Source organism: Tardiphaga sp. 862_B3_N4_1 (assembly GCF_051811085.1).
In the GTDB taxonomy this organism is placed as follows: Bacteria; Pseudomonadota; Alphaproteobacteria; order Rhizobiales; family Xanthobacteraceae; genus Tardiphaga; species Tardiphaga robiniae.
Genome location: NZ_JBPWQB010000001.1, coordinates 1,243,752 through 1,259,901 on the forward strand (window position 1 = coordinate 1,243,752; position 16,150 = coordinate 1,259,901).

General features: G+C 61.8%; 16 protein-coding genes. 4 read left to right on the top strand and 12 right to left on the bottom strand.

All coding sequences use genetic code 11. The features are described 5' to 3' along the window. Window positions 1–61: 61 nt before the first annotated feature. The gene (locus AB8B02_RS05850; RefSeq protein WP_439063388.1) at window positions 62–304 is read left to right on the top strand and encodes a hypothetical protein; all 243 of its coding nucleotides are present in this window, start codon (window positions 62–64) and stop codon (window positions 302–304) included. Between the two features lie 380 nt (window positions 305–684). Here the strand turns inward: AB8B02_RS05850 and AB8B02_RS05855 are convergent, their stop codons facing one another. The 3 genes from AB8B02_RS05855 to AB8B02_RS05865 form a co-directional block, all read right to left on the bottom strand. After that, window positions 685–1,332 (bottom strand): hypothetical protein, encoded by a 648-nt coding sequence (locus AB8B02_RS05855; RefSeq protein WP_439063389.1) that lies wholly within the window; start codon window positions 1,330–1,332, stop codon window positions 685–687. Between the two features lie 256 nt (window positions 1,333–1,588). Beyond that, a complete protein-coding gene (locus AB8B02_RS05860; RefSeq protein WP_439063390.1) occupies window positions 1,589–1,819 on the bottom strand; it encodes a hypothetical protein in 231 nt (76 codons plus the stop codon). 297 nt (window positions 1,820–2,116) lie between these two features. Beyond that, window positions 2,117–3,358 (bottom strand): tyrosine-type recombinase/integrase, encoded by a 1,242-nt coding sequence (locus tag AB8B02_RS05865; RefSeq protein WP_439063391.1) that lies wholly within the window; start codon window positions 3,356–3,358, stop codon window positions 2,117–2,119. A 595-nt stretch (window positions 3,359–3,953) separates the two neighbouring features. Here AB8B02_RS05865 and AB8B02_RS05870 point away from each other — a divergent pair. Continuing rightward, the gene (locus AB8B02_RS05870) at window positions 3,954–4,229 is read left to right on the top strand and encodes a hypothetical protein (protein WP_093760270.1); all 276 of its coding nucleotides are present in this window, start codon (window positions 3,954–3,956) and stop codon (window positions 4,227–4,229) included. 353 nt (window positions 4,230–4,582) lie between these two features. Here AB8B02_RS05870 and AB8B02_RS05875 read toward each other — a convergent pair whose 3' ends face one another. The 9 genes from AB8B02_RS05875 to AB8B02_RS05915 form a co-directional block, all read right to left on the bottom strand. Next, window positions 4,583–4,819, bottom strand: coding sequence for a hypothetical protein (locus AB8B02_RS05875; RefSeq protein WP_231077535.1), 237 nt, complete (start codon window positions 4,817–4,819; stop codon window positions 4,583–4,585). A 330-nt stretch (window positions 4,820–5,149) separates the two neighbouring features. Beyond that, on the bottom strand, window positions 5,150–5,569 hold the full coding sequence (locus AB8B02_RS05880; RefSeq protein ID WP_231077534.1) for a hypothetical protein: 420 nt from the start codon (window positions 5,567–5,569) through the stop codon (window positions 5,150–5,152). A 327-nt stretch (window positions 5,570–5,896) separates the two neighbouring features. Further along, entirely contained in the window at window positions 5,897–6,643 is a 747-nt protein-coding gene (locus AB8B02_RS05885; RefSeq protein ID WP_309946442.1) for an SDR family NAD(P)-dependent oxidoreductase, read from the bottom strand. 39 nt (window positions 6,644–6,682) lie between these two features. Continuing rightward, window positions 6,683–7,642, bottom strand: coding sequence for a sugar kinase (locus AB8B02_RS05890; RefSeq protein ID WP_439063392.1), 960 nt, complete (start codon window positions 7,640–7,642; stop codon window positions 6,683–6,685). A 33-nt stretch (window positions 7,643–7,675) separates the two neighbouring features. Beyond that, window positions 7,676–8,362 (bottom strand): L-fuculose-phosphate aldolase, encoded by a 687-nt coding sequence (locus AB8B02_RS05895; RefSeq protein WP_439063393.1) that lies wholly within the window; start codon window positions 8,360–8,362, stop codon window positions 7,676–7,678. 76 nt (window positions 8,363–8,438) lie between these two features. Next, window positions 8,439–9,008, bottom strand: a complete 570-nt coding sequence (locus tag AB8B02_RS05900; protein ID WP_093760256.1) for a peroxidase-related enzyme — start codon at window positions 9,006–9,008, stop codon at window positions 8,439–8,441. Between the two features lie 15 nt (window positions 9,009–9,023). Then, a complete protein-coding gene (locus AB8B02_RS05905) occupies window positions 9,024–11,336 on the bottom strand; it encodes a molybdopterin-dependent oxidoreductase (RefSeq protein ID WP_439063394.1) in 2,313 nt (770 codons plus the stop codon). A gap of 33 nt (window positions 11,337–11,369) precedes the next feature. Next, window positions 11,370–12,137 carry a CoA-transferase gene (locus AB8B02_RS05910; protein ID WP_439063395.1) on the bottom strand — a complete coding sequence of 256 codons (768 nt, stop codon included), beginning with the start codon at window positions 12,135–12,137 and terminating at the stop codon, window positions 11,370–11,372. Next, window positions 12,137–12,943: a CoA transferase subunit A gene (locus tag AB8B02_RS05915; protein ID WP_439063396.1), complete on the bottom strand. Its 807-nt coding sequence runs from the start codon at window positions 12,941–12,943 to the stop codon at window positions 12,137–12,139. Before AB8B02_RS05915 ends, AB8B02_RS05910 begins: the two co-directional genes overlap by 1 nt. Before the next feature lie 251 nt (window positions 12,944–13,194). Here AB8B02_RS05915 and AB8B02_RS05920 point away from each other — a divergent pair, with 251 nt between their 5' ends. Next, entirely contained in the window at window positions 13,195–14,346 is a 1,152-nt protein-coding gene (locus AB8B02_RS05920) for an ABC transporter ATP-binding protein (protein WP_439061244.1), read from the top strand. Next, complete coding sequence (locus AB8B02_RS05925) at window positions 14,343–16,136, top strand: ABC transporter permease subunit (protein WP_439057770.1); 1,794 nt, start codon at window positions 14,343–14,345, stop codon at window positions 16,134–16,136. The genes AB8B02_RS05920 and AB8B02_RS05925 overlap by 4 nt, the downstream gene beginning before the upstream one ends. Window positions 16,137–16,150 lie beyond the last annotated feature (14 nt).

A 16,150-nucleotide genomic window follows, 5' to 3' on the forward strand; every position in this document is an offset into this window, starting at 1 on the left:
CGTATCGCGTCGCGCTTTGTGGTGTAGTTGCTGAAGGGTTTCATAAAGGGAGGCGAGAGAGATGAATAAACCGAAGGCCGATGACGTCGACAAACAAGGCGGGTGGATGGTTCGAGTCAAAACGCCACCGACCCTAGAAAGACTATTCTACGTGTACGAACTGGACCGGTCCAAGGCACTACAGATGGCCAAAGCGGCTATCCAAGTAAACGAGGGTGAGACCTTGGAAGCCATTGGCCCAGCCAACATCCATGCCATGACCGGAATAGACATGAGGCCGGGCGATGTTAAGCAGTACGCGTAGAGGCGAACAAGGCAACGAACTTTCGTCGCTTCCCTGAGCGAAGCGATCATTTAATTCAGTTTGAAACAGGTCTGTCGCTTCTATTAAGAATAGGAATGGGCGACGAACTTGTTTCAAGTGTTTCGGAACGTAAGGTGAAGAACATGGCGGATTATTTTGTTCAGTATTTTGGTCACATCCCAGATGGGAAGGAGCCTCTTAACAGGTATATAGAGTATGACACCCTTCCGATCATTCCGAGGGTGGGCGAGAAAGTCCAAGTAAGATTCGGAATGGACAATAGCGTCTGGCGCGTTGTCGAGGTCTCATATCTGGTGGGCCAAGACGGACCCGACGGGGCGATCGTGCACTTAGCACAGGCAGAATCGTCCTAGCGCAATTCATCGCACTGTGCGCGGAGCATTCTGGGACATTGCACTCACTTCGGACTGCTTCCGCCGCCGCCAATACGTCGTGCGGCTGATGCCGAGCACCTTCCACGGTTCAGACCGTGACATATTGTGCTCGGCCAGATACTGAGCTCTGGACTGCATGCCTTTTTCAGCCCGTTTTTTTCGAGCGCGCTCCCTATCTCGGATCCGCTTTGTATCGCGCCTACGCTTCGCTCTGGCCTTCCGGTCTAAATCGTAAGCACCGATAGTGCGGATGTTCAGCCGGGTCCTATCAGCATCAGACAGGCGCAGTTGTTCTGCCACCTTATCAGCTTTGCCGATGCCGGGTGTTGTGCTGCTGGAAAGCCGGCAAATCAGAGAAGAAACCTGCGGAACATACGCGTTGGCCCATCGCTCGCACCAGAACTTGACCTGTTCGGCAATATGTTCAGCCGTCGCAACTCGGCCGCGGTCGATCGCCAGCTGTCGAAAACACAGCGCGGCCGGCATGATGTACATGTCCGCGTCATCAGTATCAGGCACGGTGCCGTGCCGATCCAAGATGATGCGCTCTATCTCTCGCAGGCGATGTGTCGCGTGGCTGTAATTACCGCGCTTCCCAGGCCGCGAGGATTTATGAGGCGCTGCCTGCAGCATCTGAGCCCATGTGCGGGTCTACTGCCAAGAACAGATTACTGCGCGACGGTTTGACTACTCCTTCGCCAATCAACCGGGTGGCAATGGCCAGTCCTATCATCGTGAGGCTCGTGGGATTGTGCTTTTTCGCCCGCCATCCTAGCGAAGCTTTTGCGATGTCGATCGCACTGGCGCCGTGCGGTGCTCGCTTAATCCGATCGAGCACACGACGGTCATCATCCCTGTCAGGTCGGGAGTTGGCTGTCCGGGACATGGCTCACGCAACCTTCCGGCTGGCGTTCGGTTTTTTCACTTTTGACCTGAGCCAATCCCGCGCGCCCTCCACGGGAATGTAGATCTTGCCGCCAAACTCAAGGTAGGGCAGGCCGTCTTTCTGTCCGCGATATCGTGCAACGGTGCGAGACGAGATTTTAGCGCTGTCCGCGAACTGCTGTTCGGTGACATAACCTTCGAGGATGGAAATGGGGGCTGATGCAATGTCGGTCATGACGTTCTCCTGTTGGAGGTCTCGTCATGGCGTTGCGTCGAGCGCATCGCACGGAGCGAGACCTGATTGAAACCCTTTCGGGAAATCAGACTCTCTCCGGGCCCGCGCTGGGTTGTCCGGTTCGCTTCCACCTGCGGACGTCGCCGCTGCCATCAATCGTGATGGTTCAGCCCAAGGTCCCGCCTTGGATAGGCTCTCGTTTTCACCAAACGAGCCGCAGCACTTCAGCTAGAGCGCATGGAATGCAATGGACTGCACTCCTGGCGCCGTGAACATAAGTGGAACAGACAGCGCCTGTCAAGCAGTGCCTTTTATCGGAATAATCTCGCCTGTCTGTTCGCGCTTCTCGCCAACAATGGCGCCGACGCGTTCCGTAGCGGCACGCAGTGGATCGTCAAATAGATGGCTGTAGCGGTGCGTCGTCGACGCCTGCGTATGACCCAGAAGCTGACCAATGATGTGCAGCGACAGGCCGGAACTCGCGAGGATTGAAGCGTAGGTGTGCCGAAGATCGTGAATCCGCACTCGGGTCTTAAACCCGGCAGCAACACACATTTCGTCCCATGGACGGCGGATGCCTTCCCGAGCGCCGCCGTCAACGAGCCGGCCCGGAAACACCCACGGTGCGAGTTCTTTTTTCTGCGCCTTAGCCTTTGCCTTTTCGTCGGCGAGGATTTCCGAGAGCAATTGGCGCGCCGGCGCCGACAGCGGGACGCGGTGATCGGTCTTCTGCTTCGTCGTCGCGCCGGGTTTCGTCCAAACACCTGCAGTCAGATCAAACTGATCCCACGTGGCACTCAGCGCCTCGCCACGGCGCGCGCCAGTGAGTAGCAACAGCCGAACGATGTTGGCGGCTTGTTTATCCGAATGCGCATTCAGCGCGGCCAGGAGCGCCGTCATCTCGTCTCCCGTGAGATACCGATGGCGCTTCAGTTCCTGATTGCGCTCAATACCCCTTGCCGGATTGTCGGTCCGGTACTGCCACTTGATGGCGAGGCTGAACATTTTTGACAGCAGAGCCGCGATCCGATTGGCGGCATACGGTCCCGATGCCTTGGTCACCTTCGCATGGAGGTTCTCGACGTCGGAAAATCCGATGTCCGCAACCTTACGGTTCTTCAGCTCGGGGAGAATCCAGCGGTCCACAGCGCCCTTGTAATTTTTGGTGGTCGTCTCGCGGTTCTTCCGTTCCGAATGCTCGAGCAGGAACTTTGCGCACAAGTCGGCAATCGTGGGCGCGTCGCGCTCGGCCTTGATGTCGGCGAGCGGATCCTCGCCGCGGTCGATGCGCTGCTTAAGCGCCATGGCTTCCGAGCGGGCAGGGCCTACTTTCCAGTCGGGGTACTTACCGATCGTGTACCGGCGTTCCATGCCGGACCTTGTCCGGTAATTCAGGATGAACGCACGCGATCCTCCCGCCGTCACGCGCAGACCGAACCCCTTCACGGCCTTCTCGCCGTCGTCGTAAATGATCTTGTTTCCGGTGGCTGGGACCGGAGAATCCTTCACAATCTTGTCGGTGAGCAAGCTGCGCATCATTCCTCGCGTGTCCGCACTGTGTCCGGCGAACAGTGTGTTAGTTGATGGGGAATCCTGTCACCTGATGTCCGCGCCTGTCAAACAGAGGCAAAATGATATCAATGACTTGAGCCCGATCGAGGCGATTTGATAGCAACTACAATTGCATAGAACAGGTGACGAAAACAGACTCTTAATCACCGGGTCCTAGGTTCGAGCCCTAGTGCGCCCACCAAAAAATCTCAACAAATCAGATTGTTAGAATTTCGGTGGTCAGTCATTCCGACCGGACGTCGTTTGTCATTCTGACGGGTCACCTGCTTTTGGTCTTTCGCTGAGCCAACCATCAACCAGACGGCCAAGCCACGAAGAAACGTCGAAAACCCGTTGAGCCCCCTCCGCGCGCTGTAGCGACCTTTCCGGAGCTCTTTGCAAACCCGAGTGAAAACGCGGACCGAATTTTTCTATTGGTCCCGAGCCCTCTGTGGGAGGTGGCCAGGTGGAACCGCCGGGATGCGTGCACGTTCCTACATCTGGAGAAACAGCATTCTGGTGCCGTCGTGCGGCGCGCTTTGCATTCAAGTCCAATCACCAAGCAGCAAATGGGAGTTTGTCGATGCTCAGCGCCTTCATCAACGGAAAAGATATCAAAACCGGTACCGTGATTTCTGTCGTCGCCAAATCGGTGGCGCCGGGAGAAACGCTTGCGCTCGAATACCCAAACAAAAGTCGGGTGTCAGGTAAGGTGATCTCAGCTTCGCACAGCGAGCTCGAATTGGAGATCAATTCGGAGGCCTGGCGGCTGCGTCCACACGCCCCGAGCGACAGCACCATCCACAATGACCTGTCCGATAAGGATGCATCATTCTGGACGGTCCAGGCGAAGCTCTAGACTATTCGTCCTGGCCGGTTTGCGACCTCAGCGGCCCGGTTTGAAAACCGCGGTGGCCGAATTTAAGAAACGTTAGGGGCAGACGGGCCACTATCTGCAGATGAAGCTCTTTTTGTGGTTTTGCGCGGGGTCGGCGGCCGGGATTCTGGCGACGGTAATCTTGTGTCTAGCGCTCGTGCTGGGCGTCAGTCAGTTCGGAATACCCAACGATCATCCTGTGGTGAAGTACATGATCCATGGCATCGCAACGATATGCTGGGTGTTGGAATAGGCGCCGGCCTGTATTTTCATTTTCGGCACCGATCTGGTTTTAGGCTTCCCAAGCAGTAAGGCAGCCTCAGTGGGCGGCTCTTTCATTTTGGCGACCTGGGGGCGGATCGATGGATAGTCTCAAAGCCCACGCGCGGTTCGTTTAGGATCTTCGCTAGAGGATCGTGTTTCGGAGTCGTCCGAGGGGATGCCGTCGGTTTGTGCCGGCGCTCGGCGACCATGGCGCGCTCGGCATTGGCCGCGCGCGAACCGTGCTCTTCAACAAAGCCGATCCTGGGTTCGTCGAGCAGCTTGGACTGCCATGCTTTTGTATTCGTCATCTCGCCACTCTACCCGATGGCGTGCGCCCGCAAAAGCCCGCGGGCGAGGGCGGGTGGAGACCGCACGCGCAACGCCGCCCTGGGCGGAGTATGATCGCCCCGGCGACGTTGGCTAAACACTGGGCCCTCAAATCCCCAGTTCAAATTGGTACGATGGACGTGGCTGAAAGGTTCAAGGGAGCCAGAGAAAAAACGCCCGAGGGTATCGAGCGGGTTATGGCGGTCTGCGGTTCGGCGATATGCCGCCAGGCGTCGAAGGCCCTACCAACGAAATGAAAACCCGCCGAGCTGCGCCGGCGGGTCTCTTCTACCTACTGGCGATACGGCTCGTCAGGGAGTGGTCCGAGCGGCCCGCGGCGTCGCTGCAGGCGCAGCGGTCCTGGTTTTCTGGATTGCCTGGCTGACCGGTAATTGCAGCACGATTGCCTTCTGCCCGGGCCTCAGGTCTGTGACGAGAACAATCCTGCCATTTGAGAATTCCAGAGCGTCGTGGTGATTGTGATACTGGCCCATGTCAATTTGACGAAACCGGGCTAGTCGATCGTTGACGTTGCGGCGAAACACCCATCCATCGACTCGGACGTTTTCTTCAAAAGCGATCTCGGTGCCAGGGCGAAGGCATACCGCAACGTTTGGATCGTCGAAGCTTGCGAACCCTTTGGTCGTCGTCGAAGGAAATCTTGCCGATACCAACCTATCCGCCACCTCTGCGGGACGGTTGGCGACCGCGTGCAGGCTGTAATCACACATGGATGCGCTCCTATGGACGGCCACCCAGCAAATGCTGCAACATCCGTGAACCCCGTTGGTTGCAGCGCGGGGCAAAAAAAGCTGCCGGCCCAGGCGCACCTCATTCTGACCGCGCCAAAATTCCAAGCCTAACGTCCAGATAGGCGCGTCCAGGATCGCTTCGACGTTCGACCGCCGCCTTCACGCGTCTGGTCGAAGCGCTGCGTTATCGTTTGTGAGTATGGAGCAGGGGCCGCCGTATCATTGCGCGGTCCCGGATACGCACGTCCGCGAAGTCCGGCAGGGTCGTGCGTTCGTTGCCGGGCGTCGATCTCGGATTGAGGTCGATTAGCTGTAGAAGATACCGCCATCCACGTTGAGTGCCTGGCCCGTCACGAAGGCGGAATCGTCGGAGGCGAAGAATGCGACTGGGCCGACGACGTCTTCCGGCTCGCCGAGCCGATGCAGGTCGGTGATCTTCTCGAAATAGGTGACCCGCTCCGGATCGCGCAGGTTGTTGCGGCCCATCTCGGTGAGGATGATGCCGGGGCATACGGCATTCACCGTGATGCCATGGCCACCGAATTCCATCGACGAGACCCGCGTGAAGCCCACCACAGCGGATTTCGACGCGGCATAATGCGACTGGCCGGGGCCGCCGGTGCGCGCGGCCAGCGAGGCGATGTTGACGATGCGCCCGTATTTGCGCTCCTTCATGTGGACGACCATCGCCTGGGTCATCTGGAACACGCCGCGGACGTTCACGGCGAAGGTCTGGTCCCAGTGTTCGGGCGTGGTTTCTTCGATGGTCGCGAGACGCAGGATGCCGGCATTGTTGACGAGAACATCGACATGGCCGAGACCCGCGACCGCTTCCGCAACCGAGCGCTGGCAATCCTCGAGCTTGCTGACATCTGCCAGCACCGGAATGCACTTGCCGCCGAGCTTCTTCACATCCGTGACGGTCTCCAGCAGCGTGCTCTCCTGCGAAGCGATGTCCGTCAGAGCGAGATTGTAGCCGCGCTTGGCGAGGCCAAGGGCGATGGCACGTCCGATTCCGCGGCTGGCGCCGGTGACGATGGCATGTCTGGTCATGTGATGTTCCTGCTTCTATGAAAGCTGTCGATGGATGGATTAGGCGCGTGCGCCGCGGACGGGCAGCGTGTTCATCGCCTTGACCGTCTCCTCGAAGGACACGAGATTGGCGCCGGAACCGAGCCCCGTCGCCACGATGGCGGCCGTGGCTGTCGCCAGTTTTGCGCAGTCCAGCAGGTCCCAGTCGCGGACCAGGCCGGCGATGAAGCCGCCGGTATAGGAATCGCCGCAGCCGGAGGTGTCGCGCACCGTCACCTCGAAGGCCGGTACCGTGAACTGCCGCCCGTCGCGCGTCATGATGAAAGAGCCGTGTTCGCCGAGCGAGATCGCGCAGGCACCGGCGCCCTTGCCGATGAAATACTGCGCGCAGGCCGCGGGATCGTCGGTGCCGACCAGTGCGTGGGTCTCGTCGATGCTCGGCATGAAGAAGTCCGTATAGGGCATCAGCGGTTCGACCAGTGCCAGCGTCTCGCCGCGTGCCTGGATGAGATCGACGGTGGTGATGCAGCCGGCCGCCTTGGCATCGCGCAGCAGCGCCACCGTCGGCTCGCCGTCCATCGCCAGCAGCGAGCCGACGCCGCCAAGATGCAGCACCTTGCTGCGGCAGGCGGCTTTCTGCGCTTCGGGCGAAATCTTCCAGCGCGCGGAGGCGCCGCGCGCATGTAGCACCGGGCGCGAGCCATCCGGACGGATCGGCAGGATGGTGGCGGAGGTCGGCACGCCGGCCATCCGCTCCATCACCGAAATATCGATGCCCTCGCGCTCCATCGCATTCAGCACCCAGTCGGCCTTCTCGTCGGCGCCGACCGCACCGACGGCGAGCGCCTTCAGCCCGAGGCGCGCGCAGGGCACCACGGTGCCACCCGCGGTGCCGGCGACCGTGAGCCGGATCTCATCGATCAGCGCGCGGCCGCCGCCGGCCGGGATTTCAGTGACGGGGACGCCGAGGATGTCCAGGATGTAGGTGCCGCAGACGCTGACGTCGTGGGGATGGGCCATGTGGCAAGTCTCGCAATTGTTGGTGCTGGTTTGTTAGGTCGAGGTTTTCGGCGTGCCGTCGCTGTCGCGCAGGCCGTATTGTCCCCATCGCTTCAGGATGCTGTCGATCTCGGCATCCGGCAGCAGCGGCGGCGTGCCGAGTTGCAAGCAGCCGTGATACTGCTTGGCGAGCACCTCGACCTCCACTGCAAGCCACATCGCCTTGCGCAGATTGGGGCCGATGGCGATCAGCCCGTGATGGGCGAGCAGGCAGGCGCGGCGATGGCGCAGCGCCTCCAGTGCCGCTTGCGACAGTTCCGCGGTGCCATATTGCGCATAGGGCGCGCAGGGGATGTCGTTGCCGCCGGCCGCCGCGATCATGTAGTGGATCGCGGGAATGCTGCGGTTCATGATCGCGATGATCGTGCAGAAGATCGGATGCGCGTGCACGACGGCATTCGTTTCGGGCTTGGCCTTGAGTATGTCGAGGTGGAAACGCCATTCCGTCGAGGGCACGCGGCCAGCCGGCGCCGTCCACGAGCCATCCCATTTCATCGCGACGATGTCTTTCGGCCGCATGCTGTCATAGGGAACACCGGACGGCGTCAGCAGGATGCCGTCCCCGGTGCGGACGCTGATATTGCCGGACGTGCCCTGATTGATACCGGCAGCCGACATTTCGTGGCAGGCATCGATGATGGCCTGTCGGGTTGCGACGTCTGCAGCGCTTGGATGCGTCATGGCCTGTTTCCTCGAAAGTCGTCGCTGCGGCTCTTACCGGCCGCTGCGGGCGATCGTTATATCGGTGCGAGGCGGGTCAGCGCCCCATGGCGAAGAATTCGTCGTTCGGCCGCATGCTGGTGACATTCGCCAACCGGTTCGACATGCCGAAGAAGGCGGCGATGGCAGCGATATCCCAGACGTCGTCCTCCGTGAAGTCGTGGCGCTTCAGCGCCTCGATATCGGCATCGCCGACCTCGTAAGCCTGCATCGAGACCTTCATGGCGAAATCGAGCATCGCGCGCTGCCGCGGCGTGATGTCGGCCTTGCGATAGTTCACCGCGATCTGGTCGGCAATCAGCGGGTTCTTGGCGCGGATGCGCAGGATGGCGCCATGCGCCACCACGCAATACTGGCACTGGTTGGCATTGCTGGTGGCCACCACGATCATCTCGCGCTCGGCCTTGGTGATTGGGCCTGGCTTGTCCATCAGCGCATCATGATAGGCGAAGAAGGCGCGGAATTCGTCGGGCCGGTGCGCCAGCGTCAGGAACACGTTGGGCACGAAGCCGGACTTTTCCTGCACCGCGAGGATGCGCGTGCGGATGTCCTCCGGCAGGCTGGAGATTTCGGGGACGGGGAAGCGGCTGATGGCTGAGGTGGTCATGGTTTCTGTTTCCTCTCAGGCGGTCGCGAGTGCAACCAGTCTGTCCTGGTATTCTTCAAAAGCGTCGCGTTGATCTGCAATATGGGGTTCGGCGCGGACCAGGCATGTATGCGCCGAGCAGCCCTGGCCGAATTGCGAGGTGCCGATGTCGAGCGTCAGCACGTTCGGATTGCCGGCGACTTCAAGACCAGTCTCGGCGCGCGGGGTGAACCAGGCGCCGGTCGGCAGCACCAGCACGCCGGAGCGCACGCTGTCGGTGACGTCAGCAGTGGCAAGACAGGCGCCGCGTGCATTCCAGATGCGGATGGTCTGTCCGTCGCTGATGCCGCGCGCCGCGGCGTCGTCAGGATGCAGCCGTGCCTGTTCGCGGCCGTTGCGCTTGTTGGCCACGCTGGCGACGCCGGTTTCGATCTGGCTGTGCAGCCGGCCGGCCGGTTGATGCGAGATCATGTGCAAGTCGGACGCATCGCTACCGTTTCCGAGCCATTCCGCCGGCTCAACCCAGGCCGGATGCGACGGACAATCGGCATAACCGAGCCGGGCGAGGGTCTCGCTGCCGAGCACAATCTTGCCGCTTTCGGTCTTGAGCGCGTGCGCCTCGGGATCGATGCGGAAATCGGCGAGGAAAGTGTGGTCGGCGCGCACCGGGCAGCGCGCGTAGCCGTCGTGCCAGAATGTTTCGAAATCGGGCATGTCGAAGCCGAGCCGCTCGGAGGCGTCCTGCCGGCTCGCCTCATAAAGATGACGGACCCAGCCGATTTCGTCGCGGCCTTCGTTGAAGCGGTCGGCAACGCCGAGCTTGCCGGCGATGCGGTCGAAAATCTCGAAGTCGGGCAGCGAGTCTCCGACCGGCTTGATGGCCTGTTTCATCGCAATGATGAAGTCGGAGCGCCTGTTGCCGGCAAGGTCGTTGCGTTCGATCGATGTAGTCGCCGGTAGCACGATATCGGCGCGCTGTGCCGTCGCTGTGAACATCGGATCCTGGACGATGATGGTCTCGGGCCGCGTCCAGGCTTCGGACAGCCGGTTGAGATCCTGATGGTGATGATAGGGATTGCCGCCGGCCCAGTAGACCAGCCTTGTGTCCGGATAGATTCGCGTCTCGCCCTCATAGGTGAAGGTCGCGCCGGGATTGAGCAGCATGTCGCTGATGCGCGCCACAGGGATGAAACTGTCGATCGGGCGCGTCAATTGCGAGATGGCCGGTGACTTGCCGAGATTGAAGGGCGAGCCGACGCCGCCCAGCGAGGCATAGCCGTAGCCGACACCGCCGCCCGGCAGCCCGATCTGGCCGACGATGGAGGCGAGGCCGAGCGCGGCCCAGAACGGCTGCTCGCCATGATGCGCGCGCTGCAGGCTCCAGCTCACGGTGAGCATGCTGCGGGTATCGACGAGGCGCCGCGCCAGCTGGCGGATGCCATCGGCATCGAGCCCGCAGATCTCCGCGGCCCAGGCTGCATCCTTGCGAATGCCATCCGACGAGCCGTCGAGATAGCCGAGCAGTTGCTCGGCGCCGCTGGTGCAGCGATCAAGGAAATCCCGGGCGTGCCGGCCTGCCTTTACGATCTCGCCGGCGAGGCCCAGCATCAGCGCGGTGTCAGTGTTCGGGCGGATCGGCCACCATTCGGCATCGACCCAATCCGGCATATCGTCCTTCAGCGGCGAGACGTGAACGATGCGGATGCCGCGCTCGGCGATTTTCCTGAGATAGGATTCGAGGCGGTGGGTGCCGATGCCACCGGCCTCGGTCTGCGCAGTGCGCGGCGATAGCGCGCCGAACACCACAAGCGTGTCGGTGTGTGCGGCTATGGTGTCGAGCGTATTGGCCTGGCCGTCGCAAGCATCCGAGCTTCCCAGCGTATGGCGCAGGATCACCGGGCCTGCAGCAATGGAATACGTATCCACATGCCGGGTGAAGCCGCCGACCAGATTGAGCATGCGCTTGAGCAAAGACGACGCATGATGCAGGCGGCCCGAATTGGTCCAGCCATAGGAGCCCGCGAAGATCGACGCATTGCCGTGGGTGTTGGAGACGCGACAGATTTCGTCGGCCACCAGCGTGGTCGCCTCATCCCAGCTGACGGGCACGAACTTCTCCGCGCCGCGCTTGCGCCGATCGCTGTGCTCGCGCTTGTCGAGCCAGCCGGAGCGCACCATCGGACGCAGAACGCGGCGTTCAGGATTGGCCCATTCCGGCACCGAATGGATGATCGGCGAGGGGGCGGGATCATGGACGAACGGCTCGATGCCCACGATCTGTTCGTCCTGCACGAGGATCGTATAGGCGCCCCAGTGACTGCAATGCGGGATCCGCTTGATCTCACTCACGCATCGTCTCCGTGTCGTTGCTCGCCGGTCCTGTCAGGATGCATGGGACAGCGGCCGTTCGATCTCGCGCCGCATCTGCGCGGCGAAGTCCGGATAGGTTTCGGCAACCTCGTCGTAAACACGCCCGCGCAGCAAAGCCAGCGTCTGCGAATCCGGCAGCGCGGTCTGTTCCGGCTGGCTTTCATGGGCGAACTGGAAGCCGGTGGCGTCCTTGATACCTGCGAGGTCGTGTCCGGGATGGATGCTCTGTAGATCGAAGCCCGGACGCGCCTTGTCGAAACGGAACAGGGCCTTGCTGGTCAACAGCGCGATCGGGCCGCCACTGCGGTAAACGCCATTGTCGCTGACGCCCGGCGTGCTGATGAAATCCACCTTCTCGATCAGAGCGCGTGGCGTATGTTCCTCGCGAAACAGGATCACGCGCGGCACGACGTAATATAGATAGGCCGATCCGAACGAGCCGGGCCATCGCACTTGCGTTTGCGGATAGTCGCCGGTGCCCACCAGATTGACATTGCCGCGTCCGTCGATCTGGCCGCCTCCGAGGAAGAAGGCATCGATGCGGCCCTGGCCGGCGCAATCGAACAGTTCGGCCGATCCGTTGGTGAAGAAATTGTGCTCCACCGATCCGAGGATCGAGATACGCGGGCCTTTCTCGCCGGTCTGCTGCTTCAGCGCCCGCAGCAGCATGGCGCCGGCCGCGGGGATCGGCGAGGACGCACCGACAGCGACATGCCGGACGCCGTCGAGCAGTTTGGCGACGGTGCAGATCAGGATCTCGCGCGGGTGAACCTCGCTCATCATGCGGGCTCCATCTGCGCGTTCGTCATGTAGTCGGCAAAACCCTCGGCGCTGCGCGCGGCGCGCGCATAGTGCAGAATCTCGGTCGTGTCGGTCGGATATTCGCCCCACAGGCCGTAGGGCCACGCGCCCTTCGGCGCGACGGCGATTTCGGTGACATAGAGCGCCGGCAGCACGCCCGCCGCGCTCATTTCGCTGGCGAGCAGGCTTTCATCCACGATGCGCTCGACAGTGACAAGCGTGGTGGCCGATGCATAGGCCATCGCGGCGAGTTCGCGGCGTCGCCCGATCCACACATTGCCGAATCGGTCGGCCATCGGTGCGTGGAAGATCGTGATGTCGGGCTTGATCGCGGGGATGAGCACGATGGGATCGCCGCCATCCGCCAGCGGATTGTCGATGACGCGCCAGTCGCTGCGGTGGTGCAGCAGGTCGCTGCCGATCAGCCCGCGCATCGGCATGAATGGGCTGCCTTTCTGCGCGGCCATCAGGCCGGCATGGATAGCGGGGCAGGTGGCGTCCTTCAATGCGATCGCGCCGTCCTTGACGGCTGCGTTGAAACGCGGCGCGCCGCCGGCTTCGCCGAGCGATACGGCGCTGGTCTCAACCGACCGAACCAGACCGGCACCGACGAGTTGGTCCACCTGAAGGCCACCGGTTGGCACGCAGACGAGATCGAGATTGCGTGTGTTGCGCTCTATGATCGGGCGCGTCATTGCCATCGAGACGCCGGCATAATCCACCGGCAGCGCCAGCCGGATTCCCGGCTCCACATACTTCGCCAACGCGCGAAGATCGCTTACCACAATTCGCCTCCCGATTTTATTGTTCTATATTATAGAACGTAGTTCTAAATAAAGTTAGTCGCGCCGCGCCGCGGCTGTCAATCCGTTTGTGTCGCGAAGCGCTTTGCCCATAGGGGAAAATGCAAACCCGTCGGTAAGTCGATGATGACCGGCGCGTCGTCGCATCGCGCATTCACTTGACAAGACGATGCGTCGCGCCAACAATAATTGGAATAACGTCTCATAATATAGAACGACCAGGGAGGTTGATGATGGCTGAGCCATTGGCGCTGCGCGTGGGACATTCCGGCGCGGGTGTTCCGGCGTCGCAGTCGGGCGGCGCAAGCGAGCGTCAGGTCATCGGTTCGCGCATCGCAGTTCGCGATGCCGAAAAACGGTACGGCCAGTTCCATGCCGTCAATCGTATCAATCTTGATATCGAACCCGGCGAATTCATCACGCTGCTCGGCCCGTCCGGCAGCGGCAAGACCACATTGCTGAACCTGCTGGCCGGTTTCCAGAGCCTCGACGGCGGCGAGATTCTCGTGGACGGCAGGCCGGTGCACAACGTGCCCACGCATAAGCGCGGATTCGGCATGGTGTTCCAGAGCTACGCGCTGTTTCCCAACATGACGGTGACACAGAATGTCGCGTTCCCGCTGCGCATGGCCGGCGTCGATCGCGCCACCACCGAGCGGCGCGTTGCCGAGACACTGGAAATCATGCGCCTGTCGGAGCATGCGAACAAATCGCCGTCGGAAATGTCCGGCGGACAGCAGCAGCGTGTCGCCATTGCGCGCGCCATCGTGATGCGGCCGAAGGTCGTGCTGATGGACGAGCCGCTCAGCGCGCTCGACCGCCGGCTGCGCGAATCGATCCAGATCGAGATCCGCGATCTGCATCAGACGATCGGCAGCACGATCCTGTTCGTGACGCATGATCAGGGCGAGGCGCTCACCATGAGCGATCGCATCGCCGTGCTGGACGCCGGCAAGATCGTGCAGATCGGCCGCCCGGTCGACATCTATCGCCACCCGTCCAATCGTTTCGTGGCGTCGTTTGTCGGCGAGAGCAATCTGATCGAAGCCGAGATCATGCAGAAGCGCGGCACCACCGTGACGCTGAAGAACCGCGCCGGCTATGTGTTCGATGCCGAGAGCCGCGACGCCATCGATGTTGGCCGCGTCACCGTGCTGGTGCGGCCCGAGCGCATCGCGATTACCAGCGAGCCAACCGCAAGCTCGACTCCGGTGACTGTGACGTCAGCGATCTTCCTCGGCGAGATCCTGCGCATCGAGGCGCAGATGGACGGCGGCGACACGCTGCTGATCCGCTGCACCGACACCGCCAGGCGGCCGCTGCCCGATATCGGCGATCGCCTGCATGTGAGCTGGGGTCCGGAAGACTGCTGGGTGCTGACATGACGACGATCTCGCTGTCCGAGGAGCCGCGGCATCAGGCGAGCTCCAGCCTGGCCATGAAGCTCAAGAACCCCGCGCTGCTGCTGCTGCCCGCGGTCGCTTTCCTGTCGTTCATCTATCTGCTGCCGCTGGTCGATCTCATTCGCATCAGTATCAGCGGGCCAAGCTGGCTGACCTATTTCCAACGCGTCTTTGCGGTGCCGCTCTATTGGGAATCGCTGGTCCGCACCATGCAGATCTCGGTCACGGTCGCATTCCTGTGCCTGTTGTTCGGCTATCCCACCGCACTCCTGATCCATCGCACCCGCGGCATCACCCGCGCGCTGATCGCCACCGCGATCGTGCTGCCATACTTCATCGCGATCCTGATCCGCACCTATGCCTGGATGGTGCTGCTTGGCCGCAATGGACCGGTCAACAAATTTCTGGTGTCGATCGGTATCCTGAGCGAGCCGGTCCAGCTCTTGTTTCACCGCGGCACCGTGCTGCTCGGCATGACGGCGGTGCTGCTGCCGCTGATGGTGCTGACCATCTATTCGAGCGTGTCGCGGCTCGATCCCGGTCTCACACGCGCGGCGCTGGCCAGCGGTGCGGGGCCTATTGCCGTGTTTTGGCGGGTGCTGCTGCCGCTGACGCTGCCCGGCATTGGCGCCGGCTTCCTGCTGGTTTTCGTGGCCGCGATCGGCTTCTTCATCACGCCGACACTGCTCGGCGGCCCGGGCGACCAGATGTTCGCCATGCATATCACGCAACAGGCGGACTCGGTGACGTCGGAGGGCTTCCTGCAGGCGCTGGGCGTCGTGCTGCTGTTGATCACGCTGCTGGTGGTCGCCATCGCCGGACGTTTCCTTGGCCTGGAATTCATCTGGGGCGGGCGCAAGCTCACCGAGACGACAGCAGGGAAGGCCGCGCCAGCGGCAACGTCCGGCACCGCACGTCGCAGCTTCGGCAGCGCATTTGCTGACGCCATCGGTTGGCCGCTGCTTCGGCTGTTCGGCATGCTGCCGGCTAGTTGCGGCACATGGACGGTCCGCCTGATGGGTGGCCTGGTGGTCGCGCTGTTGATCCTGCCCATCGTGGTCGTTATGATCATCTCGTTCAGCAGCGCCAGCTATCTGACCTTCCCGCCGCCGGGCTTCTCGCTGCGCTGGTACGAGCAGTTCTTCTCCGACACCAACTGGATGCGCGCGTTCTGGACATCCGCGTTGATCGCGGCGGTCTCGGCCTTCATTGCGGTCGGGCTCGGCACATGCGCGGCGCTCGGCATCGTCAGAGGTAATGTGCGCGGCAAATCCGCGATCATGCTGCTGCTGGTCAGCCCGATCATCGTGCCGCCGGTGGTGCTCGGCTTGTCGCTCTACACGCTGTTCTTGAAGTTCGATCTGGTCGGCTCGGTGTTCGGCCTTGCGGCGGCCCATGCCATTGGCGGTTTGCCGATTGTGGTGGTGATCCTGTCTGCTGCGCTGCAGAGCGTGGACTCGCGGCTCGAACAGGCCGCCTCGGTCCATGGCGCGTCGTCGCTCACGGTGCTGCGGCTGGTGACGCTGCCGGCGATTGCGCCGGGCCTTGCGGCCGCGACCTTCTTTGCGTTCCTGCATTCGTTCGACGAATTGGTGCTGACCCTGTTCCTGTCGAGCGCGCAGCTGAAGACGCTTCCGTTGATGCTATGGGGCGATATCAATTACCGGCTCAACCCGGTACTGGCCGTCGTGTCCACGCTCGAAGTGCTGCTGGTCGTGGGAGGACTGTTCCTCGCCCGGCCAGTGCTCGCAACGTCGCAAAAAGCGACCTGATGACAAACGATCAA